The organism is Streptomyces sp. NPDC008125 (assembly GCF_042957125.1).
In the GTDB taxonomy this organism is placed as follows: Bacteria; Actinomycetota; Actinomycetes; order Streptomycetales; family Streptomycetaceae; genus Streptomyces.
The window spans coordinates 73,613-93,780 of the sequence record NZ_JBIBHR010000006.1 but is presented as its reverse complement, the minus strand read 5'-3'; the positions used below and the strand labels follow the sequence as shown (position 1 = coordinate 93,780).

At 72.8% G+C, this 20,168-nt stretch carries 20 protein-coding genes; 10 read left to right on the top strand and 10 right to left on the bottom strand.

Annotated features, from left to right (window positions below):
- Nucleotides 1-35: 35 nt before the first annotated feature.
- Nucleotides 36-872 carry a GNAT family N-acyltransferase gene (locus ACFZAX_RS12325; RefSeq protein ID WP_390961116.1) on the top strand — a complete coding sequence of 279 codons (837 nt, stop codon included), beginning with the start codon at nt 36-38 and terminating at the stop codon, nt 870-872.
- Nucleotides 869-1,783 (top strand): 1-acyl-sn-glycerol-3-phosphate acyltransferase, encoded by a 915-nt coding sequence (locus tag ACFZAX_RS12320; RefSeq protein WP_390961115.1) that lies wholly within the window; start codon nt 869-871, stop codon nt 1,781-1,783. The genes ACFZAX_RS12325 and ACFZAX_RS12320 overlap by 4 nt, the downstream gene beginning before the upstream one ends.
- Here ACFZAX_RS12320 and egtD read toward each other — a convergent pair.
- The 4 genes from egtD to egtA are packed head-to-tail and all read right to left on the bottom strand — an operon-like array spanning nt 1,726 to nt 6,135.
- Nucleotides 1,726-2,688 (bottom strand): L-histidine N(alpha)-methyltransferase, encoded by a 963-nt coding sequence (gene egtD / locus ACFZAX_RS12315; RefSeq protein ID WP_390961113.1) that lies wholly within the window; start codon nt 2,686-2,688, stop codon nt 1,726-1,728. The genes ACFZAX_RS12320 and egtD overlap by 58 nt on opposite strands.
- Nucleotides 2,685-3,440, bottom strand: coding sequence for an ergothioneine biosynthesis protein EgtC (gene egtC / locus ACFZAX_RS12310; RefSeq protein WP_390961111.1), 756 nt, complete (start codon nt 3,438-3,440; stop codon nt 2,685-2,687). The genes egtD and egtC overlap by 4 nt, the downstream gene beginning before the upstream one ends.
- Nucleotides 3,440-4,786, bottom strand: coding sequence for an ergothioneine biosynthesis protein EgtB (gene egtB, locus ACFZAX_RS12305; protein WP_390961110.1), 1,347 nt, complete (start codon nt 4,784-4,786; stop codon nt 3,440-3,442). The genes egtC and egtB overlap by 1 nt, the downstream gene beginning before the upstream one ends.
- A complete protein-coding gene (gene egtA / locus ACFZAX_RS12300; protein WP_390961108.1) occupies nt 4,783-6,135 on the bottom strand; it encodes an ergothioneine biosynthesis glutamate--cysteine ligase EgtA in 1,353 nt (450 codons plus the stop codon). The genes egtB and egtA overlap by 4 nt, the downstream gene beginning before the upstream one ends.
- Nucleotides 6,136-6,292: 157 nt before the next feature.
- On the opposite strand from egtA, the gene ACFZAX_RS12295 reads away from it, so the two are divergent.
- Nucleotides 6,293-7,189, top strand: a complete 897-nt coding sequence (locus ACFZAX_RS12295; protein ID WP_390961107.1) for a TIGR02452 family protein — start codon at nt 6,293-6,295, stop codon at nt 7,187-7,189.
- Here the strand turns inward: ACFZAX_RS12295 and ACFZAX_RS12290 are convergent.
- Nucleotides 7,174-7,641 carry a type II toxin-antitoxin system PemK/MazF family toxin gene (locus tag ACFZAX_RS12290; RefSeq protein ID WP_390961106.1) on the bottom strand — a complete coding sequence of 156 codons (468 nt, stop codon included), beginning with the start codon at nt 7,639-7,641 and terminating at the stop codon, nt 7,174-7,176. The genes ACFZAX_RS12295 and ACFZAX_RS12290 overlap by 16 nt on opposite strands.
- A gap of 300 nt (nt 7,642-7,941) precedes the next feature.
- Between ACFZAX_RS12290 and ACFZAX_RS12285 the strand changes: the two genes are divergently transcribed.
- Both ACFZAX_RS12285 and ACFZAX_RS12280 read left to right on the top strand, forming a co-directional pair.
- Nucleotides 7,942-8,964 (top strand): substrate-binding domain-containing protein, encoded by a 1,023-nt coding sequence (locus ACFZAX_RS12285; protein ID WP_390961105.1) that lies wholly within the window; start codon nt 7,942-7,944, stop codon nt 8,962-8,964.
- A gap of 51 nt (nt 8,965-9,015) precedes the next feature.
- Entirely contained in the window at nt 9,016-9,363 is a 348-nt protein-coding gene (locus ACFZAX_RS12280) for a hypothetical protein (RefSeq protein WP_390961104.1), read from the top strand.
- A gap of 301 nt (nt 9,364-9,664) precedes the next feature.
- On the opposite strand, the gene trxA is transcribed toward ACFZAX_RS12280, so the two are convergent.
- Entirely contained in the window at nt 9,665-10,051 is a 387-nt protein-coding gene (trxA, locus tag ACFZAX_RS12275; protein ID WP_390961102.1) for a thioredoxin, read from the bottom strand.
- Nucleotides 10,052-10,179: 128 nt separating this feature from the next.
- Here trxA and ACFZAX_RS12270 point away from each other — a divergent pair, with 128 nt between their 5' ends.
- Both ACFZAX_RS12270 and ACFZAX_RS12265 read left to right on the top strand, forming a co-directional pair.
- Nucleotides 10,180-11,619, top strand: a complete 1,440-nt coding sequence (locus ACFZAX_RS12270; protein ID WP_390961100.1) for an FAD-dependent oxidoreductase — start codon at nt 10,180-10,182, stop codon at nt 11,617-11,619.
- Between the two features lie 235 nt (nt 11,620-11,854).
- Entirely contained in the window at nt 11,855-12,934 is a 1,080-nt protein-coding gene (locus ACFZAX_RS12265; RefSeq protein ID WP_390961099.1) for a SpoIIE family protein phosphatase, read from the top strand.
- Between the two features lie 80 nt (nt 12,935-13,014).
- On the opposite strand, the gene ACFZAX_RS12260 is transcribed toward ACFZAX_RS12265, so the two are convergent.
- Nucleotides 13,015-14,433 (bottom strand): hypothetical protein, encoded by a 1,419-nt coding sequence (locus tag ACFZAX_RS12260; RefSeq protein WP_390961098.1) that lies wholly within the window; start codon nt 14,431-14,433, stop codon nt 13,015-13,017.
- Nucleotides 14,434-14,547: 114 nt separating this feature from the next.
- On the opposite strand from ACFZAX_RS12260, the gene ACFZAX_RS12255 reads away from it, so the two are divergent.
- Complete coding sequence (locus ACFZAX_RS12255; protein WP_390961097.1) at nt 14,548-15,777, top strand: molybdopterin-dependent oxidoreductase; 1,230 nt, start codon at nt 14,548-14,550, stop codon at nt 15,775-15,777.
- Nucleotides 15,778-16,090: 313 nt separating this feature from the next.
- On the opposite strand, the gene ACFZAX_RS12250 is transcribed toward ACFZAX_RS12255, so the two are convergent.
- Genes ACFZAX_RS12250 through ACFZAX_RS12240 form a run of 3 tightly spaced genes read right to left on the bottom strand, consistent with a single transcriptional unit; the run spans nt 16,091 to nt 18,149 of the window.
- Nucleotides 16,091-16,834 (bottom strand): methyltransferase domain-containing protein, encoded by a 744-nt coding sequence (locus tag ACFZAX_RS12250; protein ID WP_390961095.1) that lies wholly within the window; start codon nt 16,832-16,834, stop codon nt 16,091-16,093.
- Entirely contained in the window at nt 16,831-17,451 is a 621-nt protein-coding gene (locus ACFZAX_RS12245; protein WP_390961094.1) for a DUF2064 domain-containing protein, read from the bottom strand. The genes ACFZAX_RS12250 and ACFZAX_RS12245 overlap by 4 nt, the downstream gene beginning before the upstream one ends.
- Entirely contained in the window at nt 17,448-18,149 is a 702-nt protein-coding gene (locus tag ACFZAX_RS12240) for a glycosyltransferase (protein ID WP_390961093.1), read from the bottom strand. The genes ACFZAX_RS12245 and ACFZAX_RS12240 overlap by 4 nt, the downstream gene beginning before the upstream one ends.
- A 114-nt stretch (nt 18,150-18,263) precedes the next feature.
- Here ACFZAX_RS12240 and ACFZAX_RS12235 point away from each other — a divergent pair, with 114 nt between their 5' ends.
- Both ACFZAX_RS12235 and ACFZAX_RS12230 read left to right on the top strand, forming a co-directional pair.
- The gene (locus ACFZAX_RS12235; RefSeq protein WP_390961092.1) at nt 18,264-19,055 is read left to right on the top strand and encodes a response regulator; all 792 of its coding nucleotides are present in this window, start codon (nt 18,264-18,266) and stop codon (nt 19,053-19,055) included.
- The gene (locus tag ACFZAX_RS12230) at nt 19,048-20,154 is read left to right on the top strand and encodes an ATP-binding protein (protein ID WP_390961091.1); all 1,107 of its coding nucleotides are present in this window, start codon (nt 19,048-19,050) and stop codon (nt 20,152-20,154) included. Before ACFZAX_RS12235 ends, ACFZAX_RS12230 begins: the two co-directional genes overlap by 8 nt.
- The last annotated feature ends 14 nt before the right edge of the window (nt 20,155-20,168 follow it).

Here is a 20,168-nt window from a genome sequence, read left to right as displayed (position 1 = left end):
CGGCCCCGCTTGCTGATCCGTCCCCGGAGACCGCCATGACCGCGCTGCCCGTCGCCCCACCGGTACGCCCCGTCTCTGAAGTGCCGGCCCCCGCCCGGCCCCCCGCCCCCTCGGCCCGGTCCCAGGCCCCCGCCTACCACCTCTCCCTCGCCGCAGGCCCCGACGACGTACGTGCCGCCCAGCGGCTGCGCCACCAGGTGTTCGCCGGGGAGCTCGGCGCCCTCCTCGACGGCCCCGAACCCGGCCTCGACAGTGACGAGTTCGACGCCTTCTGCGACCACCTGCTGGTGAAGGAGACCGCCACCGGCGACGTCGTCGCCACCTACCGGCTGCTGCCCCCCGAGCGCGCCCGCGCCGCAGGACGCCTCTACTCGGAGAGCGAGTTCGACCTCACCCGGCTCGCCCCTCTGCGCGACGACCTCGTCGAAGTGGGCCGCTCCTGTGTCCACCCCGCCCACCGCGACGGCGCGGTCATCGCCCTCATCTGGGCCGGCCTCGCCCGCTACATGGAGCGCACCGGCCACAACTGGCTGGCCGGATGCTGCTCGCTTCCCCTGGGCGACGGGGGCATCCGGGCCGCCCGCAGCTGGGAGACCGTACGCGCCAGGCACCTGGCCCCCGAGGAGTACTGGGTCACCCCGCACCGCCTCTGGTCCGGCACCCCGAGCGCACCCGGCCCGCGACCGGCCGCCGGGGCCCGTACCGACCTGCCGCCGCTACTCCGGGGCTACCTCCGCCTCGGCGCCTGGGTGTGCGGATCGCCCGCGTACGACCCGGACTTCGACTGCGCCGACCTCTATGTACTCCTCTCCCTGCGCCGCACCGATCCCCGCTACCTGCGGCACTTCCTCTCCATGGCGCCTCTGCGATGAACGCCTGGTCCCCCGTCTCCCCGTGCACACCCCGGGCATGCGCCGGCCACCACGGAGCGGTCCGCCCCCTCCTGCCCGCGGTGGCACGGCTGGTGGCGGGCAGTCTGCTCGCGCTGGGCGGCGCCGCGTGCACACCCCTCGCGGCGGCGCTCCCGCAGCCGGTCCGCGACCGGCTGGTCCGCCGCTGGTCACGGACCGTCCTGCGCACCTTCGGAGTGCGCACGCGGGTCACCGGCAACCCGGGCGGAGGGAGCGGCGGCGAACCGGTCGTCGAAGGGCCGGGCGGGGAACCGGCCGTCACCAGGAGCGGCGGGGAACTGGTCGTCGCCAACCACATCTCCTGGCTCGACATACCGCTCGTCGCCGCCGCCCTCCCCGCGCGGATGCTCGGCAAGTCCGAGATACGGCAGTGGCCACTGCTCGGTGCCCTCGCCGCACGCGGCGGCACCCTCTTCATCGACCGGGACAGCCTGCGGGCGCTGCCCGCATCCGTCGGCGCCGTCGCCGACGCGCTGCGCGCCGGAGACCGGGTGGTGGCCTTTCCGGAGGGCTCCACGCGGTGCGGCGGCGGCCCGCCGGGCGCCTTCCGCCACGCGGTTTTCCAGGCGGCCGTCGACGCGGGCGCGACGGTGCGGCCGGCCCGGATCACCTACCGCGTCCAGCCCGCCCCCGCCGGAGCCGGCGACCACGCCGCCCGCCTCCCGGCCCGCGCCGTCGCGTTCGTCGGTGACGACCCGCTCCACGCCTCGCTGTGGAGGGTGGTGCGGGCCGCCGGAGTCGCAGCAGAGGTCACCCTGCTGCCGGCGCTCCCGGCGGACCGGGCGGGTGACCGACGGACACTCGCCCGCCTCGCTCAGACGGCCGTCGCCAGCGACACCGCGAACCTCCCCGCCGTGTCCGTCCACCACTGATCGAGCCGCAGCCCCGCGTCGCCCAGCTCCTCGCGCACCCGGTCCCGACGGAACTTCGCCGACACCTCCGTACGCAACTCCTCGCCCTCCTCGAACGACACCACGAGATCGAGCTCATGGATCTTCACCGTGAGCGCCGAACGGGCCCGCAGCCGCATCTCGATCCACTCGGCGTCCGAGTCCCAGCGCGCGACGTGGTCGAAGTCCGCGGGGTCGAAGTCCGCGTCCAGTGCCCGGTTGACGACCTCCAGGACGTTCTTGTTGAACGCGGCGGTGACCCCGGACGCGTCGTCGTAGGCCGCGACCAGCGTCGCCGGCTCCTTCACCAGGTCCGTACCGAGCAGCAGCGCGTCGCCGGGGGAGAGGATCGAGCGGACCGAGCGCAGGAACGTGGCCCGCTCCTCCGGCAGCAGATTGCCGATCGTGCCGCCCAGGAACGCCACCAGCCGGGGGCCCGGGGTTCCCGGCAGAGCGAGGCCGCCGGTGAAGTCCGCGATCAACGCGTGCACGTTCAGCTCCGGACGCTCGGCGAGCAGCGCCTCGGCGGCGCCGGTCAGCGCGCTCTCGCTCACGTCCACGGGGACGTAACTGTGCAGCCGCGGAAGGGCGTCGAGCAGATGGCGGGTCTTCTCCGAGGAGCCCGAGCCCAGTTCGATCAGAGTCCGGGCACCCGAGGCGGTTGCGATGTCCGCCGCGTGCGCCACCAGGATCTCCCGCTCCGCGCGGGTCGGGTAGTACTCGGGCAGCCGGGTGATCTCTTCGAACAGTTCGCTGCCCCGCGTGTCGTAGAACCACTTCGGCGGCAGTGTCCTGGGACGCCGGGACAGACCGGCGAGCACATCGGCGCGGAGCGATGCCTCCGTGGCGTCCACCGGCAGGGTGCGGGTCAGCAGGAAGGGACTCAACGGGGGGTCTCCTTGAGCGGGGTGGGCAGGACTTCGTCGACGGTCGCCACCAGCAGGGTGCGGTCCGGTACCTCGCGCCAGGCCGGATCGTCGTCGTACGGCTCCGAGGCCACCACCGTGCGGAGGCCGGGCCGGTGCAGATACCAGAGGCTGTCGCCCCAGGCGGTCGCCACGACGGTCGTCCCGTCGCCGACCAGCAGGTTGAGACGTGAGCCTGGCGCGGACCGCGCCACGTCCAGGACGGTGTCGGCGACGGCCTGCGGGAGGTCGTCGCCCTCCTCGACCCGGTGGCGGATCATTGCCCACAGCACCGCCGAGTCACTGCGCGCGTCCAGGGAAAGGAGGACGGACGCGGGCAGCGTGGACGCGAGCGGTGCGAGGGAGCCGGGCCACCCGAGCACGGCGCCGTTGTGGCTGAACAGCAGCGGGCCCGCCTTGAACGGGGCGGCGGCGGCCTCCCCGTCCGCACCCGACTCGGTGGCGTCCCGCACGGCCGCGAGGAACGCCCCGCTGCGGACCACCCGGGCGAGCTCCTGGAACGTCTCGTCCCCCCAGACCGGGACGGCCCTGCGGTACCGGCCCGGCACAGGGTCGCCGGGCGCGTACCAGCCGACCCCGAACCCGTCCGCGTTGACCGTGCCGTTGCGCTGCCGACGCGGCGCCCAGGACTGCCGTACGAGCGAGAACTCCGGTGCCACCAGCACCTCTCCCAGCGCCACCGGAGGCCCCAGATAGGCGAGGTGACGACACATCAGGCGTCCCTGGCGGTGCGGAAACCGGCGAAGATCTGGCGGCGCACCGGCAGGTCCCAGTTCCGGAACGTGCCCCGGCAGGCGACCGGGTCCACCGCGAACGAACCGCCCCGCAGCACCTTGTGCTCCGGACCGAAGAAGACCTCCGAGTACTCGCGGTACGGAAAGGCGACGAATCCCGGGTAGGGCAGGAAGTCGCTGGCCGTCCACTCCCACACGTCGCCGATCAACTGGCGCACCCCGTCGGCCGACTGCCCGGCCGGATAGGCGCCGGCGGCGGCCGGACGCAGATGGCGCTGACCGAGGTTCGCCCGCTCCGGCGTGGGGTCGGCGTCGCCCCAGGGGTAGCGCAGCGAGCGCCCGGCCGCGGCGTCGTGCCGGGCCGCCTTCTCCCACTCGGCCTCGGTCGGAAGCCGCCGCCCGGCCCATCGGGCGTAGGCGTCCGCCTCGTACCAGCTGACGTGCAGCACCGGCTCGTCGTCCGGCACGGGCTCGGTCACCCCGAACCGCCGCCTCAGCCACTGGCCGGCCTCACGGTGCCAGAAAAGCGGTGCGGTGAGCTCGTGTTCGCGGACCATCGCCCAGCCCGCCGGACGCCACCAGCGCTCCTGGGCGTACCCGCCGTCCTCGATGAACCGCTGGTACGCCCCGCAGGTGACCGGGGTGGTGTCCAGGAAGAACGCGGCCACCTCCACCCGGTGCGCCGGGCGTTCGTTGTCGAGCGCCCAGGGTTCGGTGGACGTACCCATGGTGAACGGACCGCCGGGCACCAGCACTTCGTGCGGGAGACGTACGGAGTCCTGGGCCCGGGGCGGCTCGGGGGCGGTCAGCGCGGCCGGCCCCGAGCGCAGCTGATGGGTGATCAGCATGGTTTCGTCGTGCTGCTGTTCGTGCTGGGCGATCATGCCGAACGCGAACCCGGCGCGCTCCAGCGGGCGCCCGCCGCCGTGCAGCGGGGCGCTCTCCAGGATTTCCAGCACCCGGCCGCGAACGTCCGAGGCGTACGTCCGGGCCTCGGCGGGGGCCAGCAGCGGCAGGGACGGCCGGGCCGACCTCGGGTGTTCGAACGCGTCGTAGAGGCCGTCGATCTCCGGCCGGATCGCGTCCCTGCCGCCCACGGCCCGCAGGAGCCACTGCTCCTCCTGGTTGCCGATGTGGGCGAGGTCCCAGACGAGTGGGGACATCAACGGCGAATGCTGGGCGATGAGTTCGCCGTCTTCGACGCTGTCCGTCAGAACGGAGGTGCGGGCCCTGGCGGCGAGCAGGGCGGTCAGGGCCCGGTTGCGGAGAGCCTCGGCGTCGGACTCCGGCGTGAGAGGGAAGTTGCTGTCGGACACGGTGGTCATGCCGGGAGTCCCTTTCCGGAGGGAGTGGTCCGGGAGCCGCCCGCCGAGGACGCCTCCGCCCACGCGGCGGCCGCTGCGGGGGAGAGGAGGTCGGGCAGGTCGTCGGCGGGACATCGCCCGCGGGCGACGTACCGCTCGGTGAAGTCCGCCACGGTGTCCAGCACCGCGGTGGTGGCACCGATCCGGGGGAGTGCGCCGAGTGCCGCCTCGAAGCAGGTGGTGGCCGCGGCCCGCAGCTCCGGATCGGTCAGCCCGTCGCGGGCCGCCGCCCGCCACAGCGGATTGCGCGGCGCCGCGTTCGGCCCGGCCGTCTCGGCCAGCGGTTTCACGGTGCGGTACACCGTCTCCGCCGCTTCCGGATCGTCGAACAGTGCGGTGGCGACCGCGAGCGGCACCAGCCAGCCGTCCGCCCCGGACTGGGCGTCGATCATGCGCAGCTCCAGATGACCGCGTGGCCGGGCCGGCGGGAAGCAGGTGGTCATGTGGTACTCCAGGTCCTCGGCGGAGGGAGGCCGGGGGCCACCGCCCCGGATCCACTGGCGGAACGTGAGCCCGTCCGGCACCTCCCAGGGGCCCGTTTCGGTACGGATGCACATGACGCTGGTGTCCAGTACGTGCGCGGCCCATGCCTCGCGCGGCGGAAGATGCCCCGGTGGAGCCAACGTGCGGTCCGGGTCGAGCGCCGCCCACAGCCCCTGACGGGTCGACCGCCAGCCGGTCCGCGCCCGCTGCTGGAAGGGTGAGTTGGCGAACGCCGCCACCAGCACCGCGCCCAGCAGATGCGCGAGCTGCCACCGGCGGCCGTAACCGAGCGGACCCGGCTCCTCCTCGCCCGCGTCCAGGCAGACCTGCACCGACGCGGAGGTGCACATCATCGCCCGCCCGGCCGTGCCCGAGCGGTCGAGGGCCGCCTCCATCGCGTCGTAACGCGGCTCCCTCAGCCACCGCCGGGGCGACTGCCAGGGGTCGACGCCCAGTCCCGTCGGGACCAGGCCCGACCGGCCCAGCGTGCCGCGTACGGCCGCCAGGTCGGCGGAGACCGCGTCGACGCACGCCATCAGCGATCCGGCGGGCCGCGAACTGAGTTCGAGCTGCCCTCCGGGCTCGAAGGTCAGCGCCGAGTCGAGCGCCAGCGCCCGTACCTCGGCGAAGGCGCCGTCCAGGCGCTCCGGGGTGACGCGGAGGTCGGGATGTACGGCGTCGTGGATGAGCCATTCGAGTTCCACGCCGACGGTGCGGGGCGGACCCGTCTTGAAACAGATGGCCTGCAGTAAATCCTCCGCCTCGCTCTCGCCGAGAGGCGATCCATGCGTGCGGGTGCCGGTTCCGGTGGTCGCGTTCGGGGGCATACGTGCCTCCTCTTCCGATGCCTCCCTTCCACCCAAACCCCTGCCGACCGATCGCACAAGGGCGCCCCGCCCCGGCGTAAAGGCGTTGCGCGGAGTTCACCCGACGTCGAACATGTGCGTGATGCACTGTTCGGGGGGATCGCTGGAGGGGGCGCTCGTGAGCGCACGGATGCGCGCTCTGGCGCGTGAGACCGAGGCCATCGTCCACGAGGGCCGTTACCGCACGTCCGGCGGTCGTGAGGTCTCCATCGGAAGCCTCACGACCGCCGCCCTGGCCGGGACCGGGCTGTACGGACCGGACCCGGTGGCGGTCCCCGCACTCGGCTCCGACCGCGCGACCGCCTTCGAGGTGACCGGCGAGAGCAGCCTGCGTGCCGCCCGCCGGCTGAGTGAGGAGGGGCCGGGCCGGATCGCCGTGCTCAGCTACGCCTCGGCCCGCAATCCGGGCGGTGGATATCTGAACGGCGCACGGGCGCAGGAGGAGGACCTCTGCCGTGGTTCCGCGCTCCACGCGACCCTGCTGCGCGCCCCCGAGTACTACGCGCACCACCGCGCGCACCGCAGCGCGTTCTACTCGGACCGGGTCATCCACTCACCCGGTGTGCCGGTCTTCCGCGACGACCGGGGCGCGCTGCTCGACACCCCGTACCTCGTGGGCTTCCTCACCTCGCCCGCGCCCAATGCGGGCGTGATCCGGCGCCAGACCCCCGAGGAGGCGCACCGCGTCCCCGCCGCCCTGGCGAGCCGGGCCGAACGGGTGCTTGAGACCGCCGCCGCCTGCGGATACCGCCGGCTCGTCCTGGGCGCCTGGGGTTGCGGGGTCTTCCAGAACCGTCCCGCGCAGGTCGCGGATGCCTTCGGGGGGCTGCTCGCGGACGGCGGGCGCTTCGCCGGCCACTTCGAGCAGGTCGTTTTCGGCATCCTCGACCGCGCGCCCGGCTCCGCCACCCGAGCGGCGTTCGCCGACCGCTTCCGGGCGAGCGCCGCGCCGGACCCCGGGGACGTGGGGCCGCGTCTCCGGGGCCGGGCGGACCCGGCTCAGCTCCAGCCGTAGCGCTCCCGGAGCCGCTCCACGACGCGCTGGAACCGTTCGAAGTCCAGCGCACAGGCTTCGCGCCGCATCCCGTCCTCGTGCACCCTGAGCACCCGGTCCAGATCGACCCAGGAGGCCCGGCCCGAACTGTCCCACGGACCCGCTCCCAGAGCCACCCACTCCCGGTCCAGGTCGTGCTGCTTGCTGGAAAGCTGCACCGCGAGCAGGGTGCCGGCCTGTTCCCGTGCCACGACGAGCACCGGCCGGTCCTTGCCCCGGCCGTCGTTCTCCTCGAACGGCACCCAGGTCCAGACGATCTCCCCCGGGTCGGGGTCGCCGTCGCGGTCGGGGGCGTACGAGGTGCGGACCGGGCCCACCTCGCGCGGCTCCGCCTCGGCGGTCGCGAACGGGCCGGTACGGCCGGGGGAGGTGGGCGGGAAGACGGTCTCGGGCATGCCGTTCTGATATGTCATCAACACACCGTAGGACAATCGCTCCCATGGTTCCGCACCGGCAGCGGACCGCGACCGGCGGCGCACATGACGCGGGGCAAAGGCCGAGGGGGAAGGCGGCGCGGAAGGCGGTGCGAAGGACCGTCAGAACCCAAGCGAAGCGGTGCGAACGCCCGGCACGTGGCGTCACGACGGCTCGGCACGGGGCGGCGCGGGAGGCGCACGACGGGAGCGCGTGTACGCCCCCGCGCGCAGCCGGAGTGTCTCGGGGTGCCCCGGGACGCGACCCCCTCCGGTGCGTCTGCAAGACTGCCCGTCGCCATGAGCCAGTTACCCAAGCAGCCCTCGGAATCTCCCGTCCCCACGAGCGCCGACGTGGCGCGGCTGGCGGGCGTCTCCCGGGCCACCGTGTCCTACGTACTCAACAACAACCCCACCATGCGGATCAGCGAACCCACCCGCCGCCGGGTGCGGGAAGCGGCCCGAGACCTCGGCTACGTGCCCCACGCCGCGGCGAGGAGCCTGCGCGCCGGACACACCCGTATGGTGCTGCTGCCCGCCGGGCACCTCCCCGAGGGCCCCCTCTACCGCCACTTCCTGCAGGAACTGCAGGCGGGCCTGCGCGGACTCGACTACACCGTCGTCCAGTACGGCAGCGCCGGCCTCGGCGCGGACGAGGCCGCGCGGGCCTGGGCGGAACTCCGCCCCGTGGCCGTGGTCGCGCCGGCCGGGCTGGCCCTCACCGCCTACGGCATCGCCGTCCTCCACCGCTCCGGCGCCAAGGCCGTCATCACCCTGGGCCCGCACCCGGTCGACGGAGCGCACGGCCTGGTGCTGGACCAACGCGAGGTCGGCAGCCGCGCCGCGGCCCACCTGCTGGAGCGGGGGTACCGGCGGATCGGCGTGGTCGTGCCCGAGGAGAAGGCGACCACCCCCTTCGCCGTCCCGCGCCTCGAAGGCGTCCGGCAGGCGGCGCGACCGGCCGGAGCGCGGACCGAGGAACTCGTCCTGGCGTACGACGAGGGGGCCGCCGCCCGCCTGGCCTCCCGCTGGCGCGACCTCGGCCTGGACTCCGTCTTCGCCTACAACGACGAGTACGCGATGCTGCTGATGCGGGCCTTCCAGGACGCGGGGATCCGGGTGCCCGCCGAGGCCGCCGTGATCGGCGCCGACGACCTGATGCTCGGAAGACTGCTCCGCCCCCGGCTGAGCACCGTACGGATGGCGCTCGCCACCGGACAGCCCCTCGCGGAGCTCATCGACCGGCTCGTCCGGCACCCCGGCGGCGAACCGGAGCACCACGAACTCCTGCGGGCCGTGGCGGTGCCCCGCGACTCGACCTGACGGCGCGCGCCGGTCCACCGGCCACCGCCGGACAGCCCTTAGCGTCGGCCCATGAGCCATCCGCAGAGCTACGAAATCCTGCTGGTACCCGAGTACGCCGACGCGTCCGGCGCCGACAAGCCGGGACCGGTGAAGAGGGGGGAGAGCGAACGGGACGACCCGCCGCGGCCCGGCAGCGCCATCCGGTCCGGGATCGTGGAGGCCACCGGCGCCACCGGCGCGTCCGGCTACCCCCGCTACGCCGGAGACGGCATCGAGGCCGACATCGACCCGGCCACGCGGACGGTCGAAGCGCTCCTGATCGACGGCGCCGAGATCGACTACGGCCTCTCGGTACGCGTCGCGGACCGCAGCCCCGCACCGGGCGGCGACCCGGCCGCGGGCCGAGCGGGCGGTTGAGACCTCGGCCTCCGGCGGAAGTCCCGCCCGGCGATCCGACCACGCTAGGGCGTGTCTGACAATTCCCACCGGGCGGTCGGCGCCCGGCACGGCACCTCGCGGCGTTGTCGGACCGTCCGAGTACATCCAGTACTCGGGCGGTCCTCCGCCTTGCGATGCACCGCACCGGACACCGCCCGCCGACCCGACGCGAATTGTCAGACACGCCCTAGAGGCCCCGGCCGGAGCACACCGGCACACACCGGTGCACTCCACCCGGGGCCTCGAAGGCCGGGCGTCCAGGAGCCTCCGCTCCGGGGTGCTACGCCTGCTGCTGGCCCTGCGCCTGCTTCTTCTGCTCCTCCACCGACTTGCGCACCTCGTCCATGTCGAGGTTCCGCGCCTGCCCGATGATGTCCTCCAGCGCGGCCTCCGGCAGCGCGCCCGGCTGCGCGAACACGGCCACGTTGTCACGGACGATCATGAGCGTGGGGATCGACCGGATCTCGAAAGCCGCGGCCAGCTCCTGCTGCGCCTCGGTGTCGACCTTCGCGAAGACGAGGTCGGGGTGCCGCTCCGACGCGGAGTCGTAGACCGGGGCGAACTGGCGGCAGGGACCGCACCAGGAAGCCCAGAAGTCGATCAGGACGAACTCGTTGTCGCTGACGACCTGGTCGAAGTTTTCCTTGGTGAGCTCTACGGTGCTCATTCTCTGCTACCTCTTCCTGTGCCGGTTTCTCGTGCCGGTGGGGACCTGTCCGGCTCAACCGTGACCATCCGTGCACTATTCCGCCTGCCCCTGTGGCCGTACGGCACACGCCCGGACAGACTGGGCCCATGAACGAAGCAGAGAGCAGTGCCGAGTACGACGTCGTGGTCATCGGAGCGGGACCGGTGGGGGAGAACGTGGCCGACCGGGTCAGGGCGGCGGGCCTGAGCGCCGCCGTCGTGGAAGCCGAACTCGTCGGCGGCGAATGCTCCTACTGGGCCTGCATGCCCAGCAAGGCACTGCTGCGCCCCGTGGTCGCCCGCGCCGAGGCGCGCAGGGTGCCCGGGCTCGAAGCCGCCGTGCAGGGCCCCCTGGACGCCGACGCCGTCCTCGCCAACCGCGACGGGTTCACCTCCCACTGGAAGGACGACGGACAGGTGGAGTGGCTGGAGAGCGTCGGCGCCGACGTCTTCCGCGGCCAGGGGCGGCTGACCGGTGAGAAGAGCGTCTCCGTCACCGCCCCGGACGGAACGGTCCGTACCCTGACCGCGCGGCACGCCGTGGCCGTCTGCACCGGCAGCCGCGCCGTCGTCCCCGACCTGCCCGGCGTCGCCGACGCCCACCCCTGGACCAGCCGGGAAGCGACCAGCGCGAAGAGCGTGCCCGGCCGGCTCGTCGTCGTCGGCGGCGGAGTCGTCGGCGTGGAGATGGCCACCGCCTGGCAGGGCCTGGGCGCCCGGGTGACGCTGCTCGTCCGGGGCGGCGGACTCCTGCCGAAGATGGAGCCCTTCGCCGGTGAACTGGTCGCCGAGGCACTCACCGAAGCCGGTGCGCACATCCGGTACGGCGTCTCGGCCACCGCCCTCCACCGGCCCGCCCCCGACGGACCGGTCACCGTCGAACTGGACGACGGCGACCGGATCGAGGCCGACGAGATCCTCTTCGCCACCGGGCGGGCCCCCCGCACGGACGACCTCGGCCTGGAGACGGTGGGCCAGGAGCCCGGTAGCTGGCTGACCGTGGACGACAGTTGCCGGGTGGAGGGCAGCAGCTGGCTCTACGCGGTCGGAGACGTCAACCACCGCGCACTCCTCACCCACCAGGGCAAATACCAGGCCCGGATCGCGGGCGCCGCGATCGCCGCCCGCGCCCAGGGCACAACGCCCCTGGAGACCGGCCGCTGGGGCGCCCACGCGGCCACCGCCGACCACGCCGCCGTCCCCCAGGTCGTGTTCACCGACCCGGAGGCCGCCTCGGTCGGCCTCACCCTCGCGGAAGCCGAACGCGCCGGCCTCCGCGTCCGGGCCGTCGACTACGACCTCGGGTCGGTCTCGGGCGCGAGCCTGTACGCCTCCGGCTACCGGGGCCACGCCCGCATGATCGTCGACCTGGACCGCGAGACCCTCCTCGGCGTCACCTTCGTCGGCCCGGGCGTCGGCGAGCTCATCCACTCGGCCACCATCGCGGTGGCGGGGGAAGTGCCCCTCGCACGCCTCTGGCACGCAGTTCCGTCCTACCCGACCATCAGCGAGGTGTGGCTGAGGCTGCTGGAGACTCTGAGGGGTTAGCGCGGGCATCGGCAATCGGCCGGACTCGGCTCGGCCGTCGAGCGCGCCACGCAGAGCACGACTCGCGCATTCGGCTCATTCCCTCGCTCCTGCGCGCGTTGCATTTCGATTGTTGCGCTCCTCTTCGCCGCCATTTGCGTACAAATGGTCATCGTCGGTCGGGCCGATGCCGGAGGGCTTCGAGGCGATCAGTGCGGGAGGTGCGGTGAGGCCATGGCGTCGATGGTTGAACGGGATGACTCGTTCCCCGAGCGCGCTGTCACTGGGGGTCTTGCTGGGCATCGCGGTCGTGGACGCGGCCACTGGCCCGGAGTACAACCTGCTGCCCGTGTACGCCGCCGGACCCGCGGTGGCTTCGGCGCGAGGGCCGTTGCGGAACGTCGTGGCCATGGGTGCCGTGGCCGTTCTCCTGTGCCTGCTGTTCGCATGGAAAGCCGACCGCTTCGGTGAGTTGCGGATGAGCGTCGCGCTCGCCGCCATCGCCTACGTCACCCTGGCATCCGCCTTCGCGGCGTGGTCACGAGTGAAGACCGAACAACGTCTCATCGACGTGCGGGAAGTAGCCGAGACCTTGGAGGACGTGCTCTTCACCGCTGTACCGCCGGTCATCGGCCCCGTCCGCATCGGAGCCTCGTACATCTCCGCCAGCCGTGCCACCCGCATCGGAGGGGACCTCTACGACGCGGTGGCCTCACCCGACGGCGTCCGCCTGATCATCGCCGACGTTCAGGGCAAAGGACTGGCCACCGTCCGTTGCGCCGCCACGGTGCTCGCCGCCTTCCGGGAATCCGGCCCGGACCTCGCAGATCTCGCGGACGTGGACCGCCGCATCGAGTCCGCCCTGGAACGCCGAACGGACGGCCAGCGGTTCGTGACCGGCATCCTCGCCCGGATCAGCCCCTCCGGGCAGCTCGTCGCGTTCAACCACGGCCACCCCCCGCCCCTGCTGCATGCCCGTGACGGCAGTACGACGTTCGTTGAGTCGAACGATCCGATGCCACCGTTCGGCCTGAGCGCCATGACGGGCGGGGCCCGGCAAGAAGGCGTCAACCGGCTCACCCTTCATGCCGGGGACCGGCTCTTCTTCTACACCGATGGCCTCAGCGAGGCGCGGGACGGCGAAGGCAACTTCTACCCCGTGGGCGAGAGGGTCGCGCCACTGCTGGGCGAAGGCAGCCCGGGAGAAGCCCTCAACCGGATCCGGGCCGATGTCGCGGCCTTCACCGGAGCGCCACCGGACGACGACTCCGCCCTGCTCCTCATCGAGCTCGACCCACAGCCGCAGACGACGAAGCCGGGGGCGGCTCGATCGTGAATCCGCGGGGCACGCACAGCAGCCGGACAGGGCGTCCGACCGGCGGGACCCCGCGACAGCCGTCGCCCGGTGCTCCCCCATCACCAGCCGGTCAGCAGCAGATGATTCAGGAGCAGGGGGAGCACCACCTGAGCGGCGAGCCAGGCGCGGTGGCGGGTGAGGAAGGCGCAGGCGGGGAGCAGCCACATGGCGAAGGGCAGCCAGATGCGTTCCGTCTCCGCCTTGCTCATCCCTGACAGGTCGGCGACGAGCAGGGCCAGTAGGGCGGCTGCCGTCAGAAACGCGAGGCGGGGGTCGGCCGGTGCCCGGGCGCCCGAGCCGTCCGGGGAGCTGAGGGCACCACCCGGTCCGTTCGCCAGTTTCGCGCCGCCCCGCCGTAGGCCCGCCGCCGTCGCCAGGCCGGTGATGAGGACGGTGCACGCCAGGTTGGCCCACACCCAGTACCCGTACGGACGGGTGCCGCCCGCGCCCTGGTAATAGCGGACGACCAGCAGGTGGTACCCCTCCCACCAGTCGAATCCGGCGAGCGTGAACGCGATCGGCACGACGGCCGCGCCGACGAGCAGGTGGGCGATCAGCACGGGGCGTTCGCGGATTGCGTGCCGACCGAGGAACAGTACTGCGGCGGCGATGAACGCGAAGAGCGTGAGGCCGTAGGAGAGGTAGCAGGTCAGACCGAACAACAGCCCGGACGCGGCGGCGGCCCGGAGGGAGCCCCGGGTCAGCGCGACGGCCAGCAGAGCCACCGCCCAGGAGGCGACGGCGGCGAAGTAGGCGTCTGCCGAGGTGCCCATCCACACCGCGGCCGGTGCGACGGCCAGGAAGGGGGCCGCCCGCCGCGCCAAGCGCTCGCCGGCCAGGGCGCGTATCGCGACCAGCACGGCCACGCAGGCGGTCGCTCCGACCGAGACGCACCACACTCCCGCCCAGGCGCCTCCCCGCAGACCGAGCCGGTCGAGCAGGACGAACGTCAGGGTGGCCGCCGGAGGGTGTCCGGCGACGTGGGCGGGCCAGTTGTCGGGGGAGTGGATCAGGATGTGCTGCGTGAAGCCGCGCAGAGCCGCCGGGATGTCCTGGAAGCGGTCGATGACCTGGAGGTATTCGTTGCGCGTCGTGAGACGGACGGCGATGCCCCGGCGGGGGCCGTCGACCAGGGCGAGGGAGAAGATCCAGGCCATGGACGTGGCCCACGCCAGCGGGAGCAGGACCCGCCACGGGATCCGGACGGAGAGGGCGGGGCCGTGGGCGACCGTGAGGACCGCGACGAGCAGAGCCGCGGGGGTGCCAGGTCCTCCGTGGGGCTGCCAGGAGCCGAGCACCGGTGGCCAGCCGACGGACAGCGTGTGACGGGTGTCCTGGATGTGGTGTCCGATCAGCACGGCGGCAGTCACCAGCAGCACGGCCGCCGCGGCGGCGTACAGGTCGTAGCGGTCGCCGTCGGACGGGCGGGGCGCGGGGCGCGGAGGATGCGGTTCGGTGCGAGGCACGGTGCGGATCACGTCCCGAACGCTAGGGCGGCAAGACCTCCGCCCACCCCCGTCCGGGCGGGACGTCAGAGTTTCGTCATGAGTCGCGCGGACCGCACCGGAAGGACTGCGGCCTACGGTCGGACCATGAGAGACGACCCGCGGTTCCCGACGTCCCCCGCCTTCTGGCGCAGCCCTCTGCGGGGCCCGCGGCTGACGTCCGTGCTCGGTCTCGTCCTGCTCGGCGGCGTCATGGTGCTGTTCGTGACGGGCCTGCTCTCGTACGCCGCCTACAACCCCGGTCTGTCGCCCGTGAACGACAAGACCCCCGGCAAGGGGATCCTCGGGTTCTATCTGTTTCCCTGGCCCACGAGCCCCCATTGGTCGTACCGAGTCGTCCAGGGTGCCCACGTCACCCTCGGCATCTCCCTGATCCCGGTGCTGTTCGGCAAGTTGTGGTCGGTGGTACCGAAACTGTTCGTCCTGCCGCCGGCCCGGTCCGTCGTCCACGCACTGGAGCGGATCTCGCTGCTGCTGCTGGTCGGGGGCGGGCTGTTCGTCTTCGTGACCGGGGTCTTCAACGTCCAGCTGAACTACGTCTTCCCGGGGTCCTTCTACCCGTTGCACTTCTACGGGGCGTGGGTCTTCTTCGCGGCGTTCCTGGCGCACGCTCTGCTGAAGACACCCGCCGCCCTGCGCAACGTGCGACGTCTGCGGGAGGAACGGACCGAACTCGTGGCCCCGGAACCCGCCGGTCCGACGGTCTCCCGCCGGGGTGCGCTGTGGTTCGTCGGGGGAGGTTCGCTGCTGCTGTTCGGTACGACGGTGGGACGGAGCTCCGACTCCCTGCGGGCAACCGCTCTGCTCGCGCCGCACGGAGGTGCCGAACCCGGCCCCGGCCCGAACGGGTTCCAGATCAACAAGACGGCCGCGTACGCCGGAATCGGTGGGGCGGAGACGGGCGAGGACGCCTGGCGGCTCGTCGTCACGGGGCGCACCGGAACCGTCCGCCTCGCCCGTACGGACCTTCTCCGGCTCCCGCTGCACAGCTCGGCGTTGCCGATCGCCTGCGTCGAGGGCTGGTCGACGTCCGACCAGTGGTGGCGCGGGGTGCGGCTGCGGGACCTCGCGGCGCTCGTGGGCCACGACGGCGATCCGCCGGACGTGTTCGTCGAGTCCCTCCAGCGGCACGGGTCCTTCCGCCGGTCGGCCCTGCGCGCCAATCAGGTCGCCGATTCGCGCTCCCTGCTGGCCCTGTACGTCAACGGAGAGGACCTCTCGCCCGACCACGGGTTTCCCGCCCGGGTGATCGTGCCCGCCGCGCCCGGCGTGCTGAACACCAAGTGGGTGGCCCGACTGACGTTCGGAGAACTGTGACGCACCGACGTTATCCCGTCGGCAGCCCGCTGCGACTGCTGCTGTTCGCCTGTTCGTTCGCTCTCACCGCGTACGCGGGTGTCCGCCTCCTCGCGGACGACTGGCTCCGCGTGGGACTGTGGATCGTCGGGGCGGCGCTGCTGCACGACCTCGTGCTGCTGCCCCTGTACGCGGCGGCGGACCGGGCCGCGGTACAAGCTCTCGAAGCGGCCGGCCGCCGGGAGTGGGTGATGTACCTACGGGCTCCCGCCGCACTGTCCGGCCTGCTGCTGCTCGTGTGGTTCCCGCTGATCAGCGGGATGGTGAGCAGGCGTTACCGGCTCGCCACGGGGCTGCCGTCGGACGGGTTCCTCTCCCGCTGGCTGCTGATCACCGCCGTCCTCTTCGGCGGCTCGGCGCTGCTGCTCGCCCTGCGGCTGCGGAGGGCGGCGAACCGACGGCCGCCGGCCGACCACTGAGCTGTCCGCTCCCACTCCGGCGCATGCCGGTACAACGCCGGGGTGCCGACCCGCGCCCAGGGGAAGCGGGCGCCCGCGGGGGTGCGCGCGTCCGTGATGCGGACGCGCAGGCGCTCGTCGACGTCGACCGGCGCGGTCTCGGCGATCATCAGCCCACCAGGAGCGAGGAGACCGGCGACCCGCTCGACGAGCGCGCGCGGGTCCCCTCCGATGCCCACGTTGCCGTCCATGAGCAGGACCGTTCCCCAACGGCCCTCGCCCGGCAGCGGATCGAACACGGAGCGCCGCAGCGCTGCCCCGCCGAGCCGCACCGTACGGTCGACCGCGGCCTCGCTGACATCGACGCCGAGGGCGGTTCTGCCCCGGGCGGCGAGTTCCGCCACCAGACGGCCGGGTCCGCACCCGACGTCGAGCACGGTGCCCTCGCACCGGTCGAGTACGTCGAGATCCACCGGGTCGGCTCTGGCACACCACCGTTCCACTTCCAGTGGCAGCAGCCAGCCGTCGTCCCGGCGCAGGAACAACGGTCCCCGTCCGGCGCGCAGGGCCGCGGCGTAGGAGTCGGCGGCCGCCCACGGAGGTGCGGTGGTGGTACTCATCGGCCGTCCTCCCCCGTCGCGAAGCGGGCGAGCCGCGCCGCGAAACGGCTCTGCGGCGCCAGGGCGGCCACCGCGTGGGCGTCGGCCGCGATGTCGACGTCCCGGAGGGCCGGGAGGTCGCGTACCCGCAGGCCTGCCGCGACCAGTCGCTGCCGCTGCACGGCGCCTGTCCGCGACGTCGACATGGGCACGCCCCGCAGCAGGTCAGGATCGGGGCGGGACAGGCCGAGAGCCCAGAATCCACCGTCCTCGGCCGGACCGAAGTACGCGTCGCACCCGGTGAAGTCCACGTCGAGCAAGTGCGGTGTCACCTGGGGGGTGTCCATGCCGATGAGCAGGGCCGGTCCGTCGCAGTGCGCGAACGCCCGCGCCAGCCGCTCGTCCAGGCCACCGCCGCACTGCGGAACCACGTCGAACCCGGGAGGCAGCCAGGGTCCCGGGGCACCGTCGAGGACGAGTATCCGCCGGGACGCGGACGTGGCGGCCACCGCGAGAAGGGTGTCGGCGAGCGCTGCCTCCGCGAGTCCCGCCGCTTCCTCGGGGGTGAAGGGCGGCGTGAGCCGCGTCTTCACGCGGCCCGGCCGTGGTTCCTTGGCGATCACGAGGAGTGTGGTCACCCCGTGCTCCCTTCCGCGTGTGCGGCCGTCTCGCGCAGGACCCGGCTCATGTCCCGTACCGCCTGCCAGGTGCCGCGCCAGGTGCCCGTCACCTTCGACGCGCCGGCGCGCGGCAGATACGGCACGTCGCGCTCCACGACACGCCAGTTCGCGTCCGCCGCCCGTACCACCATCTGCAGGGGGTAGCCGCTGCGTCGATCGGTGAGGTCGAGGGAGAGCAGCGGATCGCGACGTGCTGCGCGCAGGGGGCCGAGGTCGTGCAGGCGCAGCCCGGTACGTCGGCGCACCATGTGCGCGAGAGCGAGGTTGCCCACGCGAGCGTGTACGGGCCAGACGCCCCGGGTGTGTGGAATACGCCTTCCGAGGACCAGGTCGGCGCCTTCGGAGCGGACCTCTTCGACGAACGGCACGAGCCGCGCGGGGTCGAGAGAGGCGTCGCAGTCGCAGAAGCAGACGATGTCGGCCGTGGCAGCGGTCAGTCCCGCGTGGCAGGCGGCGCCGAAGCCCCGGCGCGTCTCGTGCACGACGGTCGCGCCGAGTGCGCGGGCGATCTCCGCCGAACCGTCGTCCGAGCCGTTGTCGACGACCAGGGCACGCCAACCATCGGGAATGCGCGCGAGCACCCAGGGCAGTGCCTCGGCCTCGTTCAGGCAGGGGAGGACGACATCGACGTCCGGTGGTGTGGTCACGCCCTTCACCCTACGAGCGCGAATCGGACAGTTCGGGCCTGCGGTCCTTACGAAACGCGGACGTCGGGGCTGCGCGGAGGCCCAGCGGCCAGGAAGTTGACGGGGTGGTGCAGGGTGGGGGACATGCAACAGCCGTACGAGTCCTCGGGCCCACCAGCAGAAGGTCCGTCCCCCCGGATCCTTGTCGTCGACGACGATCCGACCGTCGCCGAGGTCGTCGCCGGATACCTCGGCCGGGCAGGTCACCTCGTGGACCGCGCACCCGACGGGCCGACGGCGCTCCTCCACGCCGCCGCACACCGGCCGGACCTGGTCGTACTGGACCTGATGCTGCCCGGCATGGACGGTCTGGAAGTCTGCCGACGACTGCGCGAACGCGGGCCGGTCCCCGTCATCATGCTCACCGCCCGCGGCGACGAGGGCGACCGGATCCTCGGCCTGGAGGTCGGCGCCGACGACTACGTCACCAAACCCTTCAGCCCCAGGGAACTCGTTCTGCGGGTCGAGTCGGTACTGCGCCGCTCAAGGCCCGACTCGGAGTCACGTCCCTTCGGGGCGGACGGACTCACCGTGGACCCCCCAGCCCGCCGCGCCACCAAAGACGGAAACGAACTCGCCCTCACCTTGCGGGAATTCGACCTGCTCGCCTTCTTCCTGAGGAACCCCGGGCGCGCCTGGAGCCGAGAGGATCTGATGCGTGAGGTGTGGGGCTGGGACTTCGGGGATCTGTCGACCGTCACCGTCCACGTCCGGCGGCTGCGCGCCAAGATCGAGGAAGACCCGGCTCGGCCCCGTCTGATCCAGACCGTGTGGGGCGTCGGCTATCGCTTCGAACCGGGACGGCGCCCCGCGGCGCGAGAGCGGGACGGGCAGTCGTCCGGACAGGCGCATCGGCAGGCGGGCAGCCGTGGGTGACATCCTCCTCATCGCGCTGTACGCCTTCGCGGGTGCCGCCGTCACCGGCTCGGCGGGAGCGGTCGTCCTGCGGATGATCCGCCGCCGGTCGCTCACCGCCTCCCTCGCCGTCGCCGCGACGGTGGGGGTGCTGGCCATGCTCGCCGGAACACTGGCCGTGGCCTGGGCGATGTTCCTCTCACCCCACGACCTGACGGTCGTGACGACTGTCGTCGCCATGGCGGCCGTCGTCTCCCTGGCCACCGCCCTGCTGCTGGGACGCTGGGTCGTCGCCCGCAGCCACGAACTGGCCGATGCCGCCCGCACCTTCGGCGACGGCCCGTTCGCCGCACCCGACGGCCCGGCCACCGCCGAACTGGAGGCGGTCAGCCGCGAGCTCGCGGCCACCAGCGCGAGACTCGCCGAATCCCGTGAGCGTGAGCGGGCACTGGAGGCGTCCCGGCGGGAACTCGTCGCCTGGATCTCGCACGACCTGCGCACTCCGCTGGCCGGGCTGCGCGCCATGTCGGAGGCGCTGGAGGACGGCGTCGCACCGGACCCCGCCCGCTACCTCGCGCAGATCCGCACCGAGGTCGAACGGCTCAACGGCATGGTCGGAGACCTCTTCGAACTTTCCCGTATCCACGCCGGCACTCTCGCGCTGGCCCCTTCACGCATCTCCCTGTACGACCTCGTCGGCGACGCGCTGGCGGGAGCCGACCCCCTCGCCTGTGAGCACGGCGTCAAGCTGGTGGGCGACCGGGTCGAACCCGTTCCGGTCGAGGTGGACGCCAAGGAGATGAGCCGGGTGCTCGGCAATCTCCTGATCAACGCCATCCGGCGCACCCCGGCGGACGGCACCGTCGCCATCGCTGCCGAACGGGCCTCGGACGGTGTGGTGTTGTCGGTGACGGACGGTTGCGGTGGCATTCCCGAGGAAGACCTCGCACGGGTCTTCGACACCGGCTGGCGAGGCACCGACGCCCGCACGCCGCCGGCCGGAGCGGGCCTGGGACTCGCCATCGTCCGAGGGATCGTCGAGGCGCACCAGGGCCGGGCCACCGTGCGCAACATCCCCGGTGGCTGCCGCTTCGAGGTCACCCTGCCCGTACGGTCCTGACCGACCGACCGGAG

Bases quoted from the DNA above. Each gene is read 5' to 3' on its own strand.
- ACFZAX_RS12325 (WP_390961116.1), top strand. From the start codon at position 36: ATGACCGCGCTGCCCGTCGCCCCACCGGTACGCCCCGTCTCTGAAGTG.
- ACFZAX_RS12320 (WP_390961115.1), top strand. From the start codon at position 869: ATGAACGCCTGGTCCCCCGTCTCCCCGTGCACACCCCGGGCATGCGCC.
- egtC (WP_390961111.1), bottom strand. From the start codon at position 3,440: ATGTGTCGTCACCTCGCCTATCTGGGGCCTCCGGTGGCGCTGGGAGAG.
- egtB (WP_390961110.1), bottom strand. From the start codon at position 4,786: ATGACCACCGTGTCCGACAGCAACTTCCCTCTCACGCCGGAGTCCGAC.
- egtA (WP_390961108.1), bottom strand. From the start codon at position 6,135: ATGCCCCCGAACGCGACCACCGGAACCGGCACCCGCACGCATGGATCG.
- ACFZAX_RS12290 (WP_390961106.1), bottom strand. From the start codon at position 7,641: ATGACATATCAGAACGGCATGCCCGAGACCGTCTTCCCGCCCACCTCC.
- ACFZAX_RS12285 (WP_390961105.1), top strand. From the start codon at position 7,942: ATGAGCCAGTTACCCAAGCAGCCCTCGGAATCTCCCGTCCCCACGAGC.
- ACFZAX_RS12280 (WP_390961104.1), top strand. From the start codon at position 9,016: ATGAGCCATCCGCAGAGCTACGAAATCCTGCTGGTACCCGAGTACGCC.
- trxA (WP_390961102.1), bottom strand. From the start codon at position 10,051: ATGAGCACCGTAGAGCTCACCAAGGAAAACTTCGACCAGGTCGTCAGC.
- ACFZAX_RS12270 (WP_390961100.1), top strand. From the start codon at position 10,180: ATGAACGAAGCAGAGAGCAGTGCCGAGTACGACGTCGTGGTCATCGGA.
- ACFZAX_RS12265 (WP_390961099.1), top strand. From the start codon at position 11,855: ATGACTCGTTCCCCGAGCGCGCTGTCACTGGGGGTCTTGCTGGGCATC.
- ACFZAX_RS12255 (WP_390961097.1), top strand. From the start codon at position 14,548: ATGAGAGACGACCCGCGGTTCCCGACGTCCCCCGCCTTCTGGCGCAGC.
- ACFZAX_RS12250 (WP_390961095.1), bottom strand. From the start codon at position 16,834: ATGAGTACCACCACCGCACCTCCGTGGGCGGCCGCCGACTCCTACGCC.
- ACFZAX_RS12235 (WP_390961092.1), top strand. From the start codon at position 18,264: ATGCAACAGCCGTACGAGTCCTCGGGCCCACCAGCAGAAGGTCCGTCC.